Source organism: Siminovitchia thermophila (genome assembly GCF_016909185.1).
Lineage (GTDB): Bacteria > Bacillota > Bacilli > Bacillales > Bacillaceae_C > Siminovitchia > Siminovitchia thermophila.
The window spans coordinates 24,556-46,422 of record NZ_JAFBFH010000002.1 but is presented as its reverse complement, the minus strand read 5'-3'; the positions used below and the strand labels follow the sequence as shown (position 1 = coordinate 46,422).

Annotated in this window: 17 protein-coding genes; 10 read left to right on the top strand and 7 right to left on the bottom strand. The window is 39.5% G+C overall.

The window, feature by feature from the left end:
* Positions 1-142: 142 nt before the first annotated feature.
* Both JOC94_RS01760 and JOC94_RS01755 read right to left on the bottom strand, forming a co-directional pair.
* On the bottom strand, positions 143-829 hold the full coding sequence (locus JOC94_RS01760; RefSeq protein WP_205178160.1) for a zf-HC2 domain-containing protein: 687 nt from the start codon (positions 827-829) through the stop codon (positions 143-145).
* A complete protein-coding gene (locus JOC94_RS01755) occupies positions 819-1,316 on the bottom strand; it encodes an RNA polymerase sigma factor (RefSeq protein ID WP_205178158.1) in 498 nt (165 codons plus the stop codon). Before JOC94_RS01755 ends, JOC94_RS01760 begins: the two co-directional genes overlap by 11 nt.
* 799 nt (positions 1,317-2,115) lie before the next feature.
* On the opposite strand from JOC94_RS01755, the gene JOC94_RS01750 reads away from it, so the two are divergent.
* A complete protein-coding gene (locus JOC94_RS01750; protein ID WP_205178156.1) occupies positions 2,116-2,748 on the top strand; it encodes a type 1 glutamine amidotransferase family protein in 633 nt (210 codons plus the stop codon).
* A gap of 287 nt (positions 2,749-3,035) precedes the next feature.
* Here JOC94_RS01750 and JOC94_RS01745 read toward each other — a convergent pair whose 3' ends face one another.
* The 4 genes from JOC94_RS01745 to JOC94_RS01730 all read right to left on the bottom strand — a co-directional run bounded on the left by JOC94_RS01745 (position 3,036) and on the right by JOC94_RS01730 (position 8,228).
* A complete protein-coding gene (locus JOC94_RS01745; RefSeq protein ID WP_205178154.1) occupies positions 3,036-5,558 on the bottom strand; it encodes an ABC transporter permease in 2,523 nt (840 codons plus the stop codon).
* Positions 5,555-6,247, bottom strand: a complete 693-nt coding sequence (locus tag JOC94_RS01740) for an ABC transporter ATP-binding protein (protein WP_205178152.1) — start codon at positions 6,245-6,247, stop codon at positions 5,555-5,557. The genes JOC94_RS01745 and JOC94_RS01740 overlap by 4 nt, the downstream gene beginning before the upstream one ends.
* A gap of 266 nt (positions 6,248-6,513) precedes the next feature.
* Positions 6,514-7,545: a sensor histidine kinase gene (locus tag JOC94_RS01735; RefSeq protein WP_205178150.1), complete on the bottom strand. Its 1,032-nt coding sequence runs from the start codon at positions 7,543-7,545 to the stop codon at positions 6,514-6,516.
* Complete coding sequence (locus tag JOC94_RS01730) at positions 7,542-8,228, bottom strand: response regulator transcription factor (RefSeq protein WP_205178148.1); 687 nt, start codon at positions 8,226-8,228, stop codon at positions 7,542-7,544. The genes JOC94_RS01735 and JOC94_RS01730 overlap by 4 nt, the downstream gene beginning before the upstream one ends.
* 897 nt (positions 8,229-9,125) lie before the next feature.
* On the opposite strand from JOC94_RS01730, the gene JOC94_RS01725 reads away from it, so the two are divergent.
* The 6 genes from JOC94_RS01725 (at position 9,126) to JOC94_RS01700 (ending at position 16,609) form a co-directional block, all read left to right on the top strand.
* Positions 9,126-9,620, top strand: a complete 495-nt coding sequence (locus JOC94_RS01725; RefSeq protein ID WP_077114305.1) for an RNA polymerase sigma factor — start codon at positions 9,126-9,128, stop codon at positions 9,618-9,620.
* Positions 9,607-10,266, top strand: a complete 660-nt coding sequence (locus tag JOC94_RS01720) for a zf-HC2 domain-containing protein (RefSeq protein WP_077114303.1) — start codon at positions 9,607-9,609, stop codon at positions 10,264-10,266. The genes JOC94_RS01725 and JOC94_RS01720 overlap by 14 nt, the downstream gene beginning before the upstream one ends.
* 813 nt (positions 10,267-11,079) lie before the next feature.
* Positions 11,080-11,712 carry a TetR/AcrR family transcriptional regulator gene (locus tag JOC94_RS01715; RefSeq protein ID WP_077114302.1) on the top strand — a complete coding sequence of 211 codons (633 nt, stop codon included), beginning with the start codon at positions 11,080-11,082 and terminating at the stop codon, positions 11,710-11,712.
* A gap of 395 nt (positions 11,713-12,107) precedes the next feature.
* Positions 12,108-14,432, top strand: a complete 2,325-nt coding sequence (locus JOC94_RS01710; protein ID WP_205178146.1) for an ABC transporter permease — start codon at positions 12,108-12,110, stop codon at positions 14,430-14,432.
* Positions 14,429-15,187, top strand: coding sequence for an ABC transporter ATP-binding protein (locus JOC94_RS01705; protein WP_205178144.1), 759 nt, complete (start codon positions 14,429-14,431; stop codon positions 15,185-15,187). Before JOC94_RS01710 ends, JOC94_RS01705 begins: the two co-directional genes overlap by 4 nt.
* Positions 15,188-16,087: 900 nt before the next feature.
* A complete protein-coding gene (locus tag JOC94_RS01700) occupies positions 16,088-16,609 on the top strand; it encodes a DUF3995 domain-containing protein (RefSeq protein ID WP_205178142.1) in 522 nt (173 codons plus the stop codon).
* A 784-nt stretch (positions 16,610-17,393) separates the two neighbouring features.
* Here the strand turns inward: JOC94_RS01700 and JOC94_RS01695 are convergent.
* Entirely contained in the window at positions 17,394-18,314 is a 921-nt protein-coding gene (locus JOC94_RS01695) for a LysR family transcriptional regulator (protein WP_205178139.1), read from the bottom strand.
* Between the two features lie 187 nt (positions 18,315-18,501).
* On the opposite strand from JOC94_RS01695, the gene JOC94_RS01690 reads away from it, so the two are divergent.
* The 3 genes from JOC94_RS01690 to aac(6') all read left to right on the top strand — a co-directional run bounded on the left by JOC94_RS01690 (position 18,502) and on the right by aac(6') (position 21,648).
* Positions 18,502-19,641 (top strand): MFS transporter, encoded by a 1,140-nt coding sequence (locus tag JOC94_RS01690; RefSeq protein WP_205178137.1) that lies wholly within the window; start codon positions 18,502-18,504, stop codon positions 19,639-19,641.
* 1,011 nt (positions 19,642-20,652) lie between these two features.
* Positions 20,653-21,096, top strand: coding sequence for a GNAT family N-acetyltransferase (locus JOC94_RS01685; protein ID WP_205178135.1), 444 nt, complete (start codon positions 20,653-20,655; stop codon positions 21,094-21,096).
* A gap of 117 nt (positions 21,097-21,213) precedes the next feature.
* On the top strand, positions 21,214-21,648 hold the full coding sequence (aac(6'), locus tag JOC94_RS01680) for an aminoglycoside 6'-N-acetyltransferase (protein ID WP_205178133.1): 435 nt from the start codon (positions 21,214-21,216) through the stop codon (positions 21,646-21,648).
* The last annotated feature ends 219 nt before the right edge of the window (positions 21,649-21,867 follow it).

The following is a 21,867-nucleotide window of genomic DNA, read 5'->3' as shown; positions in this document are numbered from 1 at the left end:
TCCCCCTCCATTGCCCCATAAATAATACACAATAATGTTGATTCCACGAAATCCTTTGCCTCCAGTAGACCATAACCACCCGGTGCAAGCACAATGGGAATGTCTTTTAACACCATCGTATCGTGTTAATTATTCCTCAAATTTAGTTATTATTTTTTGCACGATACAGATCCTTTAATCGGATTACTTCGGAATGGTCTTTATATTCAATTGTTATTTTATCCTCATCAGTCAGTTTCTTTTTTTCTCCATTGTCCAATAGTAAGGTATTTTCATCTAAAAAAATATACGTAATACGATCTCCATCTTGACGAGCCTTTGCTAATTCTGAAAATGGATTTAGTTTTGTATCTGAAAAAACATTCCAACTTTCATAAATGGTAATAAAATCGGTATAATCATGTTTTGCTGTTTGGTTTCCCACAGCCAACAGATAACGATTGTCGTTTTTTGATTGAAAGGTTAGTGTCACTTTAGAATCTTGCTGTTGGATGGTTGTTTCCACATCATTTTTATCTGCCATCCACATATGAACAAAGAGGAAATAATAACTGATCGATAAAACAAGAAAAAGAGATAGCAGTGCCCCAGTAATAGTAATAATCTTTTTTCTGTTCTTTAAGCGCACTTTTTTCAAATAGTCAATATTTCTGTTCTCTTCTTTTTGTTCATTTCTACGTTCTATGGATAAGTCTTCCCGCATTTCTTTTACATACTCCCGACAATCCTCACATTGCTCCATATGTTTTTCCATTTGTCTATTTGTCTCTTCAGTCGTTAAATTTTCAATATAGTTTGGCACTAGATCTCTGAAAACACTATGATTCATCGCCTTTATCACCCTTTCTCATTTGTTGTTTTGCACGATAGAATGTCACTCTCGCCCAATTTTCTGATTCTCCAAAAATAGAGCCGATTTCTTTAAAAGATAAATCTCCTAATAACCTGAGATAAAGTATTTCTCGCTTTTTCTCACTAAGCTGATGTGCTAGTTTGAAAAATTGAATTTTATCTTCATTTCTAAAGTATTCTTCTTCCAAATTATAAGCTAGCTTTTTTTCATCACTTAATGATTCCGCCAATTGATGTCTTTTCTTTTCACGATGTAGTTCCTGCAACCAAACATTTTTAGCAATCGAACAGAGCCATGTAGAAAATTTTGCTTTTCCGCTATCGTGAAAGTTATCAATAGACTTAATGGCTTGATAAAACGTCTCCTGCGTTAATTCCTCGGCAGCTTGTTCATTATTCGTCAAGGTTAATAAGTATTTAAATATAAAGCTGGCGTATTTTTGATAGACATCTGCTGTGTTCACCGTTTCCCTCCTTTCATATATGTAGCAAACGTCGGAAGAGTTTACTCTTTTATATATCCAAGAAAATGTTGTTTCGTTACATTTTTAATGTAAAAAATTTTTCGCTATACGTCTAAACGCACCTATTCTTATACATACTATTTGTTTTACGTACGCACTTTATCCCGCATGTAAGGTGCCGTAAGCCTCCCACTTCAAAATTTTGAGTGAATACAAAAGGTGTAAGTGTGATAAAACGGCACCTAAATGCCCGATTGGTTCAACTAACATTCAGTAGGAGCCCTACTGAATGAAGTTTCACTGTATTACTTTCAGTTGCTGTTCAATGCAAAATAAAAGTAGAGAGTGGTGGAACCAAAGTCTTAGAAGGGTGTATATAAAAAGCTTGCCAGCAGAAAATAACCTACCGTCTTATGGTGTCTATTCAATTAATGGCGGGGGAGTGAAAAGATGCTAAACGCCTGAAGTGAATCATATCAAAATATGAGGAATATAAAAATCGCTACCAATCAATTTTTTGGTGGAAAACGGTTAAAAATAGGGGGTTGAAGATCTGGTACGGTTTCTGCCATTTTTTACGTTAGACCTCCTCAATTATGACAAAAGGCTGATTCTTCATAAATATGAAAATCACCTCTGTTTATATTTTTTTATTTTCTGAATATACAAATGTTGTTACAAACGGGTTCAGAAGCTCTGCCATGATGGGAGAGCTCAAGTATTTTTCCTTCCCTGACGCTAGTTGTCAGGGAAGGTGTTTTATAATAGGTTATATCAATTGTGAATGGAGTGTAGTTGGATGCAAACGAAAAAAGCGTATCTTTATGTATTTCATACAATGTCGGATTGGGAATATGGATATTTAATGGCCGAACTAAATTCAGGCAGATATTTTAAAGAGGATGTAGCGCCTTTAAAAGTCCTGACAGTAGGAACGACGAAAGAAATGATTACGACAATGGGTGGACTGAAAATAAAACCGGATATGTCTGTTGATGAGTGTGCGTTTGAGAGTAGAGATCTTATCGTTTTGCCTGGAGGGAATACGTGGGAAGAAGCTATTCATGACCCTATCTTAAAAAAGATTGGCGAAGCTTTAAAGAAAGGAACTATTGTTGCGGCAATTTGTGGCGCAACGCTGGGATTGGCAAACTTTGGTTACCTAGATTCTAGAAAACATACAAGTAATCACTTGGAGTATATGAAAATGACTTGTCCCCATTATAAAGGAGAAAAATATTATGAGCTAGGGCCCGCAGTATCTGATGAGAATTTGGTAACCGCATCAGGAGTAGCTCCTTTGGAATTTGCGATGGAAGTGCTGAAAACCTTAGATGTATTTGCGCCAGATACACTGCATTCATGGTATAACCTCAATAAGACTCAAAAGCCTGAATACTTTTTTCAGCTAATCAATTCGATAAATGGATGAGCCCAAAAATCAATCGTATAAACATGATATGTCCCTATATGATGAACCGTTCTTTCATCATCAAATATGAGTGTGGAATAACATTCATTTCTTTCTTTATTAAATCGACATCCATTCCAAAAAGAACTAGCTTGTAATGAAAAAGACACCTCTTTGAATGATGATTGTAATGAATTTTTATTTTAATCATACTAACATCGAGGTGCTTTTCATTTTTAAAGTTACTGTCAAGTACTACATGTTAAGGGGGGCGGTCTCTGCTATTATTGATCTTAAGCTTCTTAACACTATTCCACTTCCCGTAATCTTTCTATAATTGTATCTTTCGAAAGTAATGAATAAGCGACCCAGGTTATGGTGATTGAAATAGTCATTAACAGCAGAATAGCTAGGGATGTAGGCCAAATACTCATTTGAAACTCTGTAAAGTCCATACTTTCTGTTATGCCTTTCCCTACCGCATATGTTATATACAGGCCTGCCGTCAAAACAATCGTACCTGTCAGCATAACGCTGAGCAATCCCTCGTAAAAAAGTAGCTTTTTGAGCTGTTTTTTCGTCATACCGATGCTTTCCAGTACAGCAAGTTCGTTTCGGCGTGAAAGGATACCAGTGATCATCGTATTGATGTAATTCATTACTCCAATAAATGCGATGATAAAGCTCAATCCATAGCCAATAGACTTGAACACACGGATAAATCCACTCAATTCTTCCTTGTAATCATCTCGAGATTTTAATATCAAACCACCGGAAGAGTCCGTGATAGCTTGGGCCGCAAGTTCTGCATGGTCTTTCGCTTCAGGCTCTACATGAAGGGTGAGCGAAAGGATCTGGGCATCGCTGTCAGTGTCCTTAAGCTCTGCAGCCGGCAAATATATCTTAATACCTGCGGGTACATAGGACTTTGTCCCGGCAGCGTAAAAGGCATCCAACTTGCCAACAGCCATTACTTCATAACTTTTTCCTAGTGTATCTATGTGGATTCGATCACCAGGTGTAAAATAAGTCGGAAGGTCTCCTTCTTCTGCTAAAAAAGCTTGGGTCACTAGTACGTATTGTCCAGAAGCAAACTTCTCCGGATTAAAAGTTCCAGCAACGATATCATTCTCTTGAAGTACATCGTACCATCCGCGGCTAATGCCAAAAAGCTCGGTGCTGATCTTCCCGTTTTCTAAAACAGAACGATAAATTGGCTGATCCGGATCTTCAGATGCTGCCAACGGTTTTAAGAAGTTCTTGATCGTTTCGTTCATCTTCATGTAAGTTTCTATAAAATACACGTGGTCAACGTTTTTCACACCGTCTATCGCACGTAGTTCCTCGGCGACTTCTTCCGTAAGCGGATCCCCTCCTTCGATATTCGTACTTCCATCTTGTGTTTCCATCACAACGAAGTCTCCAGATATGAAAGAATTCAAGTATTTATTGACGTTAATAGAAGAAATGACCGTGTAGACGATACTGAATAAAACAATACTTAAAGATACAGATGCCAGCATCAAAAACAGCTTTTTCTTTTGTCTTAATAAATTTCCCATGGCCATTTTCGTCAATGTAGCCCCATGTACGGAACGCTTCGTTTTCTTTTTGCCAATTTTAGTGACACCGGAAAACTTTACAGCCTCAACAGGCGATATTTTGGCTGCCATTTTCCCCGGTTTACTGGCGGCAACTCGTACTGTCACATAAGAAAATAGCGCCGCTCCAACAAAAATGATTGGATGTACGGAATAGATAACACTATCATTGATACCAGATAAAGTAGTAGACGCCATTGATGTAACCCACATTCCGACACCATAACCTAATGCCAGCCCAATAGGCAGCGCTATGATATACAAACGATTTGCTTGAATGGAAATAATTTTTTTCAATTGTTTCGGCGTCGTGCCGATCGTTTTTAAAAGACCGTAAAACTTAATATCTTGCACAACAGCAATATGGAATATATTGTAAATTAATAAGTAGCCACTTAGCATAATAATAAGTACAAGCACGAGCAAAGGTATAAGCATTTGTATATTTTCTGACAAAGTAGTGCTGGAGTAGGCCCAATTCACACCGTAATTTGCATCGACTCCGGTATCGGCCATCACTTTTTTAGCCTTTTTTTCTAGACCCCATGCATTATGGAACATGACATCAACCGTGGTGGTGTTAGTGTATGTCCCGGTTTTTCTCGTCTCTTGCGGGTCAATCTGATTCAAGTTACTTTTTATAAAGTCCTGTGATACAAATGCCAACCCCGCCATTGCCACATGTTGATCTGCCTTATAGTACCCAGATAATATGAAGTCTTTGGACACTTTTTCACCGTTGATATCCAAATCTAACCGCATTTTTTCGCCAATCTTGTGAGGAATGCCGAGTAAATCAAGTGTCCACGTATTCAATACAATTTCTTGCTCACGTTTAGGCAGTTCTCCTTTGATCAAATCGATAAAAAAATGCTTGGCAACTTGTTCATCCGCTTGCAAGACCTCTACCCGTTTTTCTTTTAGTCTTTTATTCATTACTTCGCCAACAACGACTCTTTTTCCATATTCTTTAATGGAAGGGTGCTGTGCGATTTTCTCTGCTTCATCCGGTGTCAAATATTGAAAACTGGCATGCGCATCACCGCCAACAGTTTTCATTTGTGCCCATTCAATCGATTTATTAATACTGAAGCCGGCCGTAAATACAGCAGTGATAAGCAGTGTTGTGAGAACGATGGCACAGGCAATAATGATATTGCGTTTCCGATTAGCCCTCATACTTTTTTTAGCGGTATGAATGACTGTTTTCCGATTCTTGGTCCGAATCACGCCTCCTCACCTCGGCTGTCAGACTTGCTGACGATTTTACCATCTTCGATTCGAATGACTCGATCAGCCAGTTGGGCAATTTCATCATTATGGGTAATCATTACCATCGTTTGATGAAATTTTGAACTCATCTGCTTCATCAAAATCAGGACTTCTTGACTTGTCTTACTATCGAGATTTCCGGTTGGTTCATCTGCTAATACGATGGAAGGCTTTGTTGCCAGGGCCCGCGCAATGGCCACTCGCTGTTGTTGTCCTCCAGATAGGTTGGACGGCAGGCTATGCACTTTTTGATCTAGTCCCAGCGCTTCCATAATTTCATCCACATATAGCCGATCTACTTCTACGCCGTCCAGTTGAATTGGCAGCACAATATTTTCATACACATTTAAAATCGGAATTAAATTATAATGCTGAAAGATAAACCCGACTGATCTCCGCCGGAAAACGGTCAAACTTTCATCATCCATAGCGAAAATATCATGCCCATCTACATAGACTTTGCCTGCTGTTGCCCGATCCAGTCCACCCAGCATATGGAGCAGTGTGCTTTTTCCGCTTCCGCTCGTACCAACAATGGCGACAAACTCTCCCTTCTTTACGTCTAAAGAAACGCCATCCAACGCTTTCACAGTCGTTTCGCCTTTTCCGTAGTATTTCCTAAGGTTTTTTACTTGTAATATAGTCAAAACACTCATCTCCTCAAAACAAAATGTCTGTACCAATTTATCCCGCATATAAGGTGCCGTAAGACTCCCACCTCAAAATCTTGAGTGAATACAAAAGGTCTAAGTGGGAGAAAACGGCACCTAAATGCCTGATTGGTTCAACTAACATTCAGTAGGAAATGGAAGAAAACTCCTACTGAATGAAGTTTCACTTTATCGTACAGACTAAATGTATCAAGCAACTCTAACATGCACATGTCTCAAATATAACAGTGTTGACACATTCATCAGCTTACGGGCAAAAAAACAGAAAACACCGACCCTTCACTTGGTTTCGAGGAGACTTTTATATATCCGTTCTCAGCCGCAATAATTTCTCTGGTCAAATATAAACCGATCCCGATTCCTTCACATTTGCTCGTTTTAGCACACCGATAAAACCGCTGGAATACAAGGTTCAGCTCGCTTTCATCAATCCCAATTCCTTGATCGGCGACATCAATTCGGGTAAACATTTCACCGGCATAGACAGATATAACGACCTTTCCGCCGGGGTGGCTATATTTGACGGCATTATCCAATATATTAAACAGCGCCTCTGTCGTCCATTTTGGATCATGTTTCGCTTTCGGTGTATGCTGACACGCTATTTCAATTGAAATCTTTTTTGCTTCTGCTTTTGCATAGATTTGTGAAACGGCAGCTTTAATGGTCTGCAGCACTGGACCGATTTCGGTTTGGATTTTAATGATACCTGTTTCCAACCGTGACATTTTAATGAGAGATTGGATTAACCAATCCAGTTTTTCCGATTGGTTTATAATTTGCTCGACATATGTACGGGCATTATCATCCTTTGGGATATGTTCCTCCAATAGCTGACTATACAAAATGATATTGGCAAGCGGTGTTTTCGTTTGGTGGGAAATGTCAGAGATAAGCGCCTTGATTTTTTGCTGCTCATCCTTTTGAGATTTCTCCATTGCGTTAACCATCCCAATAAAGCGTGCCATTTTGTGTTCAAGTTTAGAGAGGGTAGTCTCGTCATAACTTACAATTCCATCTCTTCCACTGATAGCTTTTTCCACTATCTCATCGACTGCTTGGATGACTGAGCCCACTTTTGATTGCAGGATCAAGACCCATGCACTAGCGGTCAGAGAGATGGCAATAACAAATCCAAGCGACAACCAAATTGTTGTCGCTTTCCATCCGGTTATGTACAGTATTCCCCCGATATATAATCCACTCAGCAAAAGAAACAACGCGGCAAATAGACCATATATTCGTTTAAACTCATTCTCGCGCCGCTTACTCATGACTCGTTCGTTCCCATCCAAGCATATCCTAATCCATAAATTGTTTTGATATAGGTTGGCTCAGACGGATGATCTTCAATTTTGGCCCGCAATCGTTTCACCGTCACGGTTAAGGCATTTTCATCAACGAACTCCGCCTCTTTGCCCCATACTTTGTCCATTAACTGTTCTCTCGTTAATATATTTCCTCGATTCATCAAGAGCACTTTTAATAATTTTTGCTCGGTACGACTTAACAGAATGGACTGATCCGCTTTGCGAAATTCCATTTTTCCAAAATCAAAAGAAAGATCGTCTATCTCCATCTTATCTGCTCGTTCCGGATCCGCTCTTCTAAACACTGCCATTACTCTGGCTCGTAAGACCATCAAGCTAAATGGTTTCGTAATGTAATCATCTCCGCCAAGTTCTAATCCAGTGACAATATCCACTTCCAGATCATTTGCAGTCAGAAAAATGATGGGTACTTGCGATCGCTGCCGAACGGATTCACAAAACTCCAAGCCATTGCCGTCTGGAAGGTTGATGTCCAAAATAATTAAATCAATTGGTTCCTCATTATATATTCTTTCGGCTGAAGAGATGTCGTACGCTTGCCTAATGTTGAGACCATCCTGCGCCAACGTCAGCATAATTCCTTTATTTAAACTGACATCGTCTTCAACAATCAGTATTGTTTTCATAGGAAAAACCTCTTTTCCTTTAAGTTATATGGCGCTGTCCAAAAGCAGCTAAGGAAACTACCACTACATCCAGAAAGTGCGATTTTTTGAGCAATTCGAAGATCACTACTAACGAATATATCACATAATTGGCCCTTTGAAGGATATGGTTCACCTGCAGAGTTGCTTGATCATGTAGATATTCGTTCCATTTGCAACATGAATGATAGAGATGAAATATCTTTGCCGACAAAATAGAATTGTTGCTGGTTACTGATGCAGTATTTGGCAATCAAGTATATTCACAAATGAGTGTTATTTCCACGGCTTTACACTGGAGTGGCGGGTATGTGATAGGCTCTTGCAAAGCCCTGCGGCTCGTTGTTCCTTTGCGGAAAACTGTACCCGCATACACTTCGGCATGGCATTGGAACGGAAAGTATTCTGGATTTACTAGTTACATCGCGATTTGGATATTTTTTACGAGGGATGTTTTTACGAGGGATGTTTTATAGTAAGAAGGAAAAGAACACTTTAGGAACTGTGAAGTGGCAACAGAGTTGTTTTCTTACAGAAGAATAACTGACAAGGAAGAGGATATTTATGTTAACATTCAGAGAGTAGAAACATACGTAAGCTAACAGGCAGGCGAGTTTACAGTGTTTATTTTATTATCCTAAATACGGAAAATAATACAGTTTAATATAAGTTTTAATCAACCATATCATAAAGTAATGGAGGCGGGTATATTCATTTTCGTTTGAATATGCCTTATTTCGTTTGTGGAAAATTTGTCGATGTTAAAGGAAGATCGGCAATCGTGAGGATCATGTAATGGCTCTGAGTGTAAAATATGTCAGTATTTTTTGTAACGTAATCAAGTTCTGGGAGTTATATCAGTATAAGGGGTGAAAAGAGGTGGACTTTGAGGAAATCTATCGCGAATACTTTCAAGAAGTTTATTTGTTTATGAAATCATTAAGTCATGATGAAGGTGTAGCGGAAGAAATGACGCAAGAGGCTTTTTTTAAAGCATTAAAGGCAATCGAAAAATTTGATGGTTCTAAAGATATTCGAGCATGGCTTTTTACAATTGCCAAAAACACCTATTTTTCTCATTATAAAAAAATGAAAAGGCAAATCAACTCGGACTTCATTGATGAACCAGGGACGGGAGTGCAAATTGTACAACATTTGATGAACGAGGAAGAGGCTTTTACTGTTCATCAGTTTCTTCACTCGATGGATGAGCCATACAAAGAAGTGTTTTCACTACGCACTTTTGGCGAACTGCCTTTTGAGAAAATAGGAAGACTCTTTGGAAAAAGCGCCGGATGGGCAAGGGTAACCTTTTACAGAGCCCGGAAGAAAATTTTGGAGTATATGGAGGAGATAAATCATGAAAGAGATTAAATGTACCATCATACAAGATGTTTTGCCTCTTTATGTTGATGGAGTAGTCAGCGAAGATACAAAAGAAATGGTCGATGAGCATTTACAGCATTGTGAGACGTGTCAAAAGGAATACGACTCCATGAAGCGTGAACTTTATATTCCGGCAGAAAATAAAGTCTCTCTTTTTAAGAAAATCAGTAAAAAATGGCGCAAGAAAAAAATACTGATTTCAATTGCTTCTGCTGTCGCAACGGCTATCGTTTTATTTGGGGTATTTGCGTATGTTTTTTATTATGAAACGGTCATTCCATATTCAGAAAACCTCGTCAAAATTGAAAAACAGAATGACCATCAATTGGCTTCCCGTTATTATGGCGAAAGCTATGCTAGTGTTAACGTAACCCATCCTATGAAAATGGAAATTGAAGGAGAAAATAAGAATGTAAGTTTTATTTATTATACAAAAACAATCGCTGATTCACCTTCAAGAGAACTTATTAAGAATGGGGAGGATCCTAATAAGGAAGGGTATGTCTTTGAACTTCCAGAAAGTAAAAAAGTTGATGCTGTCTATTATGTAGATTTTGATGCAGAAAAAGTCACTGCTGGAAAAGAAACTTGGGATTCAATTTTAGAACGAGCCGTATTAATTTGGGAGAAATAACGGATCGAGAAAATGTCGTGATGCAAGGAGGAAAAGCAGAGAGTGTCAATAGATGAGTAGCGGGGACCGTACCGTAAGAAGTTTGGGCTTGGAACTGAGAAATTCCCAAATATCATGCCAGCAATCAAGTAGAAACAGCCGCTGGGTTAGGGATTACAGCTTAGCATATGGCTGTAACCCCTGAAGGGCAGGGGTTATTTCTTTTTCTGATGGAATGTAGAATCAGAGTCTTGGGATAGTCGGTTTGGTTAAGTAAGCCGGCAACATTTTGACGGTAAAAAAATTGGAAATTAAAGGCGCATGCTATCATCGGGAATTTCTCAATTTCTAAAACGTACGTAAGGACCGTAATGAATATCACAGTGGGTAATATTGGGAAAAACTTGAAGGCAAAAAAGAAAATGATGTTTTTGTGATAAAGACAATATTACGAGACTTTATTGTCACGTAACATTAGCTAAACAGCTCTTTAAATTACCTACAAAAAATAACCTCTTCAATGTCATATGTATAAGGGGTTATTTTTTTATTGAGTAAAACTTTCACCATATTGCTTTATTAAGCAGGTGATCAAGTGAACTTTGCACAAAGGGACTATTGGCGCAACAGTGGATTCCACGCTATCCTAATCGAGATCAAACCCGTGGCATTGTGATCGAAAAATGGCATCAGCCTGGTTAGTTTACATAAAATTTTATTGGTTGCCATGTCCGATCATTTTTTGTCTAGGGTTCTGTTATTTTTACTCTTGACATCCTCCATTACAATGTTACAATTTTATAGACAGGCAGTCGGTCTGTAAGGAGGGATAAAATGAGAAAAGAGGCAGTGGAACGCAAAAATGAAATTCTTGATGCGGCAGATGAGCTTTTTGGCCAGAAGGGCTTTGATGGCACGAGTACGAAAGATATTCTTGAAAAGGTCGGCATTGCGCGTGGGACATTATATCATCACTTCAAATCGAAGGAGGATATTATGGATGCACTGATTGAGCGGTATAGTAACCGTCTTTTAGGGACGGCGCAGCAAATAGCCGCCGATAAGAGCACACCTGTCATTGAACGCATTATCCGTGTTGTCATGTCACTGAACATAAGTGGAGCTAGCAGCCAAGAAATAATGGAGCACATTCACAGGCCTCAGAATGCGCTTATGCATCAGAAAATACAAAAAGTGATCATCAATGGAGTTACACCAATACTGACGGAAATTATTCGGGAGGGCATTGAGCAAGGCCTGTTCAGTACACCGTACCCGTATGAATGTATGGAGATGGTTGTTGCATATACGAATACCGTTTTTGATGGTGATATGGTGAATATGACGGATGAAGAGCGTGTTTCACGTATAAAGGCGCTCATATTCAATGTAGAAAGGATGCTTAAAGTTGAAAGCGGAAGTCTTATGCACATGATGAAAATGTTTGGCAGCGGAAATGGAGAATGAGTATTCAAAGATTTGTTCTTCTTTGATCAGGTTTGCTTATTTCATCTTTAGAAAGTGGGCTTCCCTCGTTCAGGCTTTTTTTGGGAAACAGGCAGGCCATCCGCGTCAGGAGTCTCTATAAACGCAGGCTTTATAATGGTGATAGACGACAGTCTTTTTGTAAGAGCATGATCTAATTTGCTTTGTGTCTTTTCGGATAAGTCTGGCTATGGCAGATTGGTAAGCTCGTTTTTTGACTCAAGACTGCGGTCGCAGATTGGTTTACTGGCAAGATTGTATAGGTTGCCCTTCGGAAAAATAGTTGAGTTCTCACGATGGCAGAGCTTTATGAACGCCGCTTGCAATCAATATTGGTATATTCAAGAATCGAAAAAAAATATAAACAGGGGTGACCTATGTATTTCAGAATAATCCGTAATGACATTTCAAAGAGCAAGCTAATCACGCTGACAACGATGATATTTGTCGTTGCCGCGGCGATGCTTGTTTCTCTTTCGGCGATTCTTGTCGTCAATCTTTCGGGTGCGATAGATACACTCATGAAGCAGGCGAAAACGCCGCATTTTATGCAGATGCACTCAGGTGCTATTGATACTGTCAGGCTTGCTGATTTCGCGGAGCAAAACAGCAATGTCGAGGAGTTTCAAATAGTTGAATTTCTCAATATGGAAGGTGCGAAAATTGTCATTGACGGAAACTCGCTTGCGGGTAGTGTTCAGGACAACGGTTTCAGCACACAGAGTGAAAAATTTGATTATCTCCTAGATCTAGACGGAAATGTGATAAAGGTTTCCGATGGGGAGATTTATGTTCCAGTAGTTTATATGAAGGATGGCACGGCAAAAGTTGGTGACAAAGTGGAGGTTTCTGGAAAAAATTTCATCGTAGCGGGATTTCTCCGTGATTCGCAGATGAATTCCTCACTCTCCTCCTCAAAGCGATTTCTTGTAAGCAAAAATGATTACGAGGAAATCAAAAGCCTTGGAAGTACGGAGTATCTGATTGAGTTTCGATTAAAGGATTTGTCAGCTCTAAGCGCATTTGAAACTGCTTATACGTCCGCGGGACTTGAAGCGAACGGACCAACGGTGACATATAAGCTTTTCAAAATGATGAACGCACTTTCAGACGGGATGATGATTGCGGTTATCCTTCTTGTCAGCGCACTTGTCATTGCCATCGCATTGATGTGCGTACGATTTACACTCCTTGCGAAAATCGAAGATGATTACCGGGAAATTGGCGTTATGAAGGCAATCGGGTTGCGTGTTTCCGACATCAAAAAGATGTATTTGGCGAAGTATGCGGCGATTGCGGCGGCAGGCAGCATTCTCGGCTATGCTCTTTCGTTTGTGTTCAAAGGTATGCTTCTTGAAAATATACGGCTTTATATGGGAGAAAGCGAAAATTCCTCATATGCCTTGCTTTTCGCCATCATCGGGATATTGCTCGTATTTCTTGCGATTATTGCCTATGTAAGCGGAGTGCTGAGACGTTTTCGGAAAATATCTGCAGCCGAAGCGATACGCTTTGGTACTTCACAGGAAAAAACAGCAGGTGCAAAACGTTTTCATCTAAGCGCGAACAGGCTGTTTCATACAAATGTTTTTCTTGGTATCAAAGATGTGCTCGCAAGGAAAAGACTTTACGCCACAATTCTTGCGGTGCTGGTGATTTCGACTTTTATTATCATTGTTCCGCAGAACTTATACAATACGATTTCATCCAATAGCTTCATTGAATATATGGGGGTTGGAAACTACGATTTGCGCATTGATCTACAAAAGGCCGACAATATTTCTGAAAAAGCCGATGAAATTGTAAAAACGATGGACAGCGACAGCGCCATTGAACGGTATGCCGTCATGACAACAAAGACTTTCAAAGCAAAAATGGAAGATGGAACGGAGGAAAATATTAAAATTGAAATCGGCGACCATTCCATCTTTCCTATCGAATATTCCAAAGGCAGAGCCCCCGCCGGAGAAAACGAAATTGCGCTGTCAGCACTAAACGCCGATGAGATGGGCAAAAAGGTGGGCGATGTCATTACATTGGTGATTGGCGGCAAAGAAAAAGATCTCACGGTAAGCGGAATTTATTCCGACATTACCAACGGCGGCAAAACCGCAAAGGCTGTATTTACCGATCATTCTGCGGATATTATATGGAGCATTGTGTGTGCCAAACTGTCGGACCCCTCTCTTGCTGACGATAAGGTTTCGGAATATGCGAATAAATTCGCTTTTGCGAAAGTTTCCGATATTGATGAATTTGTTACACAAACATTCGGATCGACAATAAGTTCCGTCAAAAAGGCCACGTATGTCGCACTTGCCGTTGCGCTCATGATTACGGCACTGGTTACAGTGTTGTTTATGAAAATGCTCGTTACAAAAGATAGAAATTCCATTGCCATATTAAAAGCGCTCGGTTTTACAAACACGGATATTTCGGCGCAGTATGTTTCGCGCTCGGTTTTCGTTCTGATGATAGGAGTTGTTCTGGGTGTGCTTCTGGCAAATACTCTAGGAGAAGTACTTGCAAGCACGGTTATTTCATCGTTTGGCGCGTTGTCGTTTCAGTTTGTTACCAATCCGCTTTCTGCATATGTATGGAGTCCATTGCTGATGATATGCACAGTACTTATCGCAACCTTAATCGGCACAGCGAGCTCGGGACAAATAAAAATATCTGAAAATATAAAGGGGTCATTATGAAGAAGATTATGATCGGTGAAAATATAGTGAAATCCTTCCAGGTAGGGCATGAAAAACAAATTGTTCTCGATGGCGTGTCCATTGAAATAAACGAGGGAGAATTTGTTTCGGTTATGGGGCCTTCGGGCTCAGGGAAATCGACATTGTTGTATGCGCTGAGTGGAATGGACGACGTTAACGGTGGAAAGGTTTCTTTTGATGGCAAGGATTTATCATCACTTAGTGAAAAGGAGCTTGCGGATATACGCAGAACTAAAATGGGCTTCGTTTTTCAGCAGCCGATTTTGCTTAAAAACTTGAACATTCTCGATAACATCATTCTTCCTGCAATGCGGGATAACAGAAAAAGCGCTGAGAAGATTACTGAAAAAGCAAGAGCCCTTATGAAAAAGGTTGGTATTGCCGGGCTGGAAAACCGTGATATTACACAAGTTTCGGGAGGACAGCTTCAGCGTGCGGGAATATGCCGCGCACTGATTAGCAATCCTGAAATAATCTTCGGTGACGAACCGACTGGCGCGCTTAACTCAAAAACCGCACAGGAAATGATGGATATCATTTCTGAAATTAACTCCGAAGGCACAGCGGTTATTCTTGTAACTCATGACGCAAAGGTTGCGGCTAGGACGGAGCGTATTATGTTTATGCGCGACGGTAAAATCGTGAGCGAAATGCGACTTGAGAAATCCAGTGGCATCGATATGGAGGACAGGACGAAAAAAGTCATGGTAAAAATGCGGGAAATAGGAATCTAATAGGCTGTTTACGACTGCTATATATGGAAAAAAATTACAGATTGACATAAAAAAGTCTCCTAAAGAAGAAGTAAGACGCAAAAAGCGTGGTTACCCACCAACTTCAACTTTAGGAGATGGTAAAAATGGTTGTTCATCAATCTATACCCGAATCTACGTAGTTGAAAACGATTTACGCTTATTACATTTGGAAAATTACCGTTATCCTATAAGCCGGAGGGGAACTCGAACCAGAGATGGTTAGCGATCATCGCGTATGAGTTGTGTGAGACCATTAAAATCCAAACAAAAGCAACATACCAACATAACGGATATTACAGCTCCTGCGCCTTATTGGTGTCAACTATCAGAAACGGCATATTGAGCCATCAAGCGCTTATAAAGGAAGGCCGGCCACGGAAATAGCTGAAGGAGCTCAAGCCTAAAACTAATAAATCGACAATAAAACAAAGGCTGACTCATCATCATTGGGCAACCATCGACGTTTTAGTTCAGTGCGCCTTTTTTAAGTAATCAATCAATGACCAGCCTGCGGCAAGCAAAATTTATCACTTTTTGTATTTTTTACAATGCTAGTGGTTTAGCAATCTTTTTAAAAGAGCATTCCAAATAAGGCAGCCGGCCATGATAAACGATATAGTTCTGATCATCCGAGCATACAAAGCTTTCGTCATATCTTCAAATAAAGTTCACCTAATCATGATTGGACTTCAACCGGGACATCACGTGAAGGTATGTTTGATGCTCGTTGTGTTGAAGTGTAGAATAAATGTAAAGTGGCAAATCAGTCTTTACTTATCTAAATTTTCAAGTAATCACGTGTCATACAAAAAAGGAATCATACATACCTTTCAACTTTTAGTGAGGTCATCCAACTGTTTATGAAACGAGAGGGAACTCATGGGAATAAAAATCAATCAATATTTTTTATATGTAGGAGTTTTATGGACAGTTTTATTTGCCGGTATGAGTTTCTACTGGGCAATGGGCGGCATGAATGGTGTTAAGTCCTTAGGTGGCGCTATTTATGAACAGGCTTTACATCCAGATCCGGCCTTCATTATTGTTGTTTGGATTACGGGATTTATAAAATTGCTTGGAGCGATCCTGCTGTTAATGCTATTGGTCAATTGGAGAAACTCTTGGATCAAAAAGGTTCTTTATTTTATTATAAAGAGTGCGGGTATTCTACTATTTGTATATGGTTTGGTCAACTTCATGACGATTGCTTTACATGCGTTAGGTATTTTAGACTTGGAATTGGATCGATACGCCACTTTTTGGAGGTTATTGTTTTGGGAGCCATATTGGATGGCCGGAGGTCTATTTTACTTTTTTTCTCTCAAAAAAGAGTATGTGGCTTCCGGACATACATTAAGTCACAAATCATCTGAACGATTTAGTCGCTATAACAAGCATTGAGTTGTTGATTATGATCGTTTTTATAATGATATTTTACTCTGCAGTATAGATATCTAGATGAAATGAATATTGATGAATCGGAGGAAAAAATAAGGTAGATGAAACACGGGATTTTATTATTAGAACGTTAATAGCCCTGTTTAATCAAAGAGGCTATCGCCAGACTTCCATACAAGATATCATGGATGCTACCTGATTGCCTAAAGGGGCAATACAGGCGATTTAAAAATAAAAATGATATAGCCCAGGCTTCTACAATCAGGGGCGAGTTGTGCGGAAAAACGCAGAGGAATAAAACCTCTGCGTTTTCCTATGTTTTTTTATTTACTGCTAGTCAATTTATGGAATGGATCAGCGACAGTGGGATGTTACTCTTTTTGGGAACGGCGGCTCTTAGATAATTGACGGTTTCCCAAACGATAAACGTCAATTGTTTGAAGGTTTTCATGAAGGTTGCTAGCTTTTTTGTATTATGATCAAGACGGATGAAACTTTTTATAAACCATCATACACTGCCCAAAAGGCAACTTGTCACTTCAGCATCTCTATAACCATCCAAAAATTCTTTTTAAACATGAAAATGATGCGCTTAAAAAGGAGCCGGAAACGACTTTACCCGCAGGGGATATAACGGAATGCACCTTTAGGAAGCCACTCAGTTGCTTTTTATTTGTAAAAAGAACCGCTTGGCTCTTTTCTGGGTATGCATCTCAATTTCCTCTACTTTTGACCGATTTCTTTATCGCTTTGTCATTTTTTCGTATGTCCCCTTTGCTCTGGCACTTTAGCGGGCAGTTTCCATTACGCTCTTTTGTCCTGCCTTAGATCTCTCATTTTTGTTTGGCGTTTCACTTATTTTTTCTATAAATTGATATACAGCTGCCCCTATTTTACTGCTTTTCGTGACTAATGAAATGGTTCTATTTCTTCCAAAATCAGTAATCGGTAATACAAAAAGTTCAAGATGCCCAATATTCTTAGCCACTAACTCAGGTACGATCGTTATTCCCATTCCAGACATTACAGCACCATATATAAAATCTCCGAAAGCAACTTCCCTTATAATGTTAGGCTTATGACCAAGAGATTCCATTTGTTCTATCAAATGCTTTCTTGTATCACAAGGGGCTTGATGAACAATCAATGGTTCTGTGGACAGTTCAGCAAGCTCAATCGTTTCTTTCGATCGAAATGGATGATGGTTAGGAAAAACCGCATAATAGTTTTCCGTAAATAATGCACGGTGCCACAGCGATTCGCCTATATACAAGCTATCAACGAAGACTGCATCAAGCCTCCCTTCCAGCAATGACTGTACAAGTTCGCCGGAAGTGTTTTGAACCATCAAAGATAAAGGCCTGCCCCACAGTTGCTGTCCTTTTGTTCTTGATGGCAAATAATAGGTCGCGATGCTAGGCAAGCTCCCTATTGCGACCGGGTTATTCTTGTTATATTGCTTTAACTCATATCGAATACGAGTGAGTTCATCCAACACAGTATTAATTTGATGATAAAAATATTCTCCAGCTTCTGTCAGCTCTATCCCAGCAGGTGTTCTATGAAACAATATAACATCAAGATTATTTTCCAAACTGCGAATTTGCTTACTTAAAGCGGGTTGTGAAAGATTATTTGCTTTTGCTGCCTTAGAAAAGCTTTTATACTTTGCAGCTTCAGAAAAATTTCGAATCCATTCCATATTCATAACACTCACCCCATAGTTATAACAATATTCTATAGCCCTATAACATATATGATCTTCCTTATATAAACATTAATTTGGTAATATCTTAACTATTAAAGTATCTCATATTATAACATACAGTTATAACAAATGAGTCATGAATACCATATTTATAGTTAAATGGTAAAAATAGGAAGGAGATAAGACAATGCGAAACGTTTTTCTTCTCGCTATTGGAATGTTCACTCTCGGGTTTGACGCCTACATCGTAGCGGGCTTGTTGCCCGATATGAGTGCGACATTCCATATAAGCGATTCACAATCAGGACAAGCCGTCAGTATTTTTACTTTATGTTACGCATTGGCTGCTCCCATTTTTGCAACACTATTGGCCGGGAAACCGATTCGTACGGTTTTGGTTTTGGCGTTTGCTGTATTCACCGTAGCGAATGGCGCCAGTGCTCTTGCTACGAATTATTCCTTTTTATTAATTTCACGTGCTGCTGCAGGGATTGGAGCCGGCCTTTTTTCACCGTTGGCTTCAACTGCGGCCGCTTCACTTGTTGCTGAACAAAAGCGCGGCCGAGCTCTTGGCATCACGCTAGGAGGCATGAGCATAGGGACGGTGATGGGAGTTCCCCTCGGATTAATTGTGGCAAACGAGGTTGGGTGGCAAGGGGCTTTTTGGATTATTGCGGTCATGGGTTTTATCACGACAATCGGGATGATGATTTTCTTCCCCGATTTTTCAACAGAAGCTCCGCCATCATTGCGTCAACGAGTTGCAATGATGACCAATAAAAACGTATTAGCCATCATTGGTATTACATTTTTAGCCAGCATAGCAAGCCTAGGACTCTATACGTATATTGCATCCGTCTTAAAGAATCTGGAAGGTATTCATTCGATCACCCCATATTTATGGGCATGGGCCCTTGGAGGTGTTATAGGAAGTCTTTCAATTGGAAATTTCATTGATAGAACAGGACGTCCCGCATTACTTATGGTAGGGATTCTCGCAATATTGAGTGTTGGAATGTTTAGCCTGCCATACGCACTTGCATTTCCTATTTTTGCATACTTTCCTATTTTTATTTGGGGAGCAATGGGCTGGGCTTCAGTGGCACCACAGCAACATGCATTACTACACACACAACCCCGGCATGGCAAAGTGGCTGTTGCACTAAACAGCTCTGCCAACTATCTAGGTGGTGCGATAGGTGCAGCGCTTGGCGGAATGGCAATGGCTCAGGGCTTATCATCATCTCATCTTCCGTTTGCTGCAGGATTTTTAGTATTCATCGCATTACTTGGGCAATGGATCATTTTACGAAAACAAAATGACTAAATAAATAAAATCGAACAATAGATCGTTTGATTTATCCGATATAGAAAGGGCATGGGGCTTTGTCACAACCGGAATACAGCAATCATCTTCACTTCCTACAACCATGAATAAGGTGGGGGCATTCAAACAGTTGTACTTTGGTAGAACCAATATGGAAGGGTTTATGCTGATGGAGATGGTTTCATATGAGGCCATCTCAACTTCTTATTGCTCTTAGTGAGGAAGTAAAGCTACTATGGGGGTCATAATTGATTTGATTAATGAAGACTTTTAAAGGGTTTTGCTTTTTTTCCTTTCATGTGTAGGGTGTTTTATTAAAACTGTCCATTACTATCAAAGAAATATCTCATCCACTGTTGCAGCAGCCAAGGTGAGAGCAAGTTTTAGAATAACATAGAAGCCCTAGCCAACTGATTATTCTATACTTACGAATCAATGCCTAAAAATAAAGTTGAAAATGTTGTGAATCCATTCAATTCTATACAACTCACGGAAAGAAGACGGAGCTGATGTTAAACGAAAGAACAAGTCTTTGTAGAGGGAATCAGAATCTCATTTAATGAACTCTATTCAAAATGAGATTCTTTTCTTTTTCTATAAAGTAAAATAAGCTTTCTTTTTTTAAGTGCCATTCTGTTGATATCAAATAAATCTGTTCTTATCCATGATACTCTTTTGTATAATGTAGATAGGTAAAGAACCGGAGTTTGAATGTTATGGAATAGCCTATTTGGTTAATTCAATCATTTTCTAGGAGTTGTTTTCTTTGAAGCAAGTTTCAGAATTTGATCAAGAGAATCCGATTTCCATGCTTTTGGGATGGGTACATTAAAGAAAGAAAAAAACTTTGTAAATTGACAAGCGTGTATCCATTTAATGGTGTGGTTCATGTGTTATGGATGTGGTTTAACTCGCATAATTAGGTAAATGGTTTTTAGGCTGCCAAAAGTTTTCTCCTCCGCCTAAAGAATTGTCATTGCGCAGTTGCAAAAATAAAAATAGGAGAGTAACATGATTAAGCAAATTTTTGAGCATAAAAAAAGATTCTTGCATCTATTGCTTCTTGCTGACGAGCAAGAAGATATGATTGATCAATACTTAGAACGTGGAGAGATGTTTGTCCTTGAAATAGATGGTGAAGTAAAAGCGTTATGTGTCGTAACAAATGAAGGTGAGGGCGTTTTTGAGATAAAAAATCTGGCAGTAAAACCTTCCGAACAGCGCAAAGGGTATGGAAAAAGATTGGTTCAATTTGTTTGTGAGCATTACAAAAATAAAGGGCATACCATGCTCGTTGGAACAGGGGACAGCCCATTAACCATCCCTTTTTATCAGGCTTGTGGCTTTACGATTTCACACCAAATTGATGACTTTTTTATTCGTCATTATGATCAACCGATTTATGAAGGTGGAAAGCAGTTAATCCATATGATTATTTTAAAGAAAACATTGTGAGGGGAACTGATCTCTGGACAGAGTTTTCACTTGGCCGAACTGTTTTAAAATCAAGTTGTTATGATAAACTCGGTGTTTCAGCGGCGGTTTATTGAAAATTCATTTGGAGGTGTTTGTATGCTGAAAGAGGCGACAATATCAGAAACGGAAGATGCGGCCCGACTTGCTTTGCTGCTTTGGCCCGAGCACACCTTACAGGAATTTATACAAGAAATGAGCGGGCTGATTGAGCAGCGGGATGCCGTTGTGATCTTGGCTTATCATGGCGACGACGCAATAGGATTTGCACAATGCCAATTGCGCTACGATTATGTTGAAGGGACAAGTTCAAGTCCGGTAGGATATCTAGAAGGGCTTTATGTTAAGGAAGCATTCCGCCAGCAAGGCTATGCGAAAAAATTAGTTCATGCTTGTGAACGTTGGGCCAAGAAAAAGAGTTGCCAGGAGTTTGCCAGTGATTGTGAATTAGAAAATAGGGAAAGCTTAGCGGTACATCTTAAATTGGGATTTAGTGAAGCCAATCGGATTATTTGTTTTAAAAAGATGTTATAATTGAATTCAAGGTCGCAATTTTCGGAAAACAACCCTAATCTTGATGCTTTTCATGAACGCAGGAAAATGCATAACCAATTGCTACTTCATCGGCATTGTTACGTTGTATGGATCCTATCATTGTTTCTCCAATTCTGAAACTCTCTTTTCTAGTTTTCTTATTTTCGATTCAGCATTACTGACAAGAAATAATGCACAAGCAGATACAGCCAATGCAAT

Coding starts and splice junctions, on each gene's coding strand:
- JOC94_RS01700 (WP_205178142.1), top strand. CDS start 16,088: ATGGGAATAAAAATCAATCAATATTTTTTATATGTAGGAGTTTTATGG.
- JOC94_RS01720 (WP_077114303.1), top strand. CDS start 9,607: ATGAAAGAGATTAAATGTACCATCATACAAGATGTTTTGCCTCTTTAT.
- JOC94_RS01690 (WP_205178137.1), top strand. CDS start 18,502: ATGCGAAACGTTTTTCTTCTCGCTATTGGAATGTTCACTCTCGGGTTT.
- JOC94_RS01715 (WP_077114302.1), top strand. CDS start 11,080: ATGAGAAAAGAGGCAGTGGAACGCAAAAATGAAATTCTTGATGCGGCA.
- JOC94_RS01710 (WP_205178146.1), top strand. CDS start 12,108: ATGTATTTCAGAATAATCCGTAATGACATTTCAAAGAGCAAGCTAATC.
- JOC94_RS01705 (WP_205178144.1), top strand. CDS start 14,429: ATGAAGAAGATTATGATCGGTGAAAATATAGTGAAATCCTTCCAGGTA.
- JOC94_RS01750 (WP_205178156.1), top strand. CDS start 2,116: ATGCAAACGAAAAAAGCGTATCTTTATGTATTTCATACAATGTCGGAT.
- JOC94_RS01730 (WP_205178148.1), bottom strand. CDS start 8,228: ATGAAAACAATACTGATTGTTGAAGACGATGTCAGTTTAAATAAAGGA.
- JOC94_RS01735 (WP_205178150.1), bottom strand. CDS start 7,545: ATGAGTAAGCGGCGCGAGAATGAGTTTAAACGAATATATGGTCTATTT.
- JOC94_RS01760 (WP_205178160.1), bottom strand. CDS start 829: ATGAATCATAGTGTTTTCAGAGATCTAGTGCCAAACTATATTGAAAAT.
- JOC94_RS01695 (WP_205178139.1), bottom strand. CDS start 18,314: ATGAATATGGAATGGATTCGAAATTTTTCTGAAGCTGCAAAGTATAAA.
- JOC94_RS01685 (WP_205178135.1), top strand. CDS start 20,653: ATGATTAAGCAAATTTTTGAGCATAAAAAAAGATTCTTGCATCTATTG.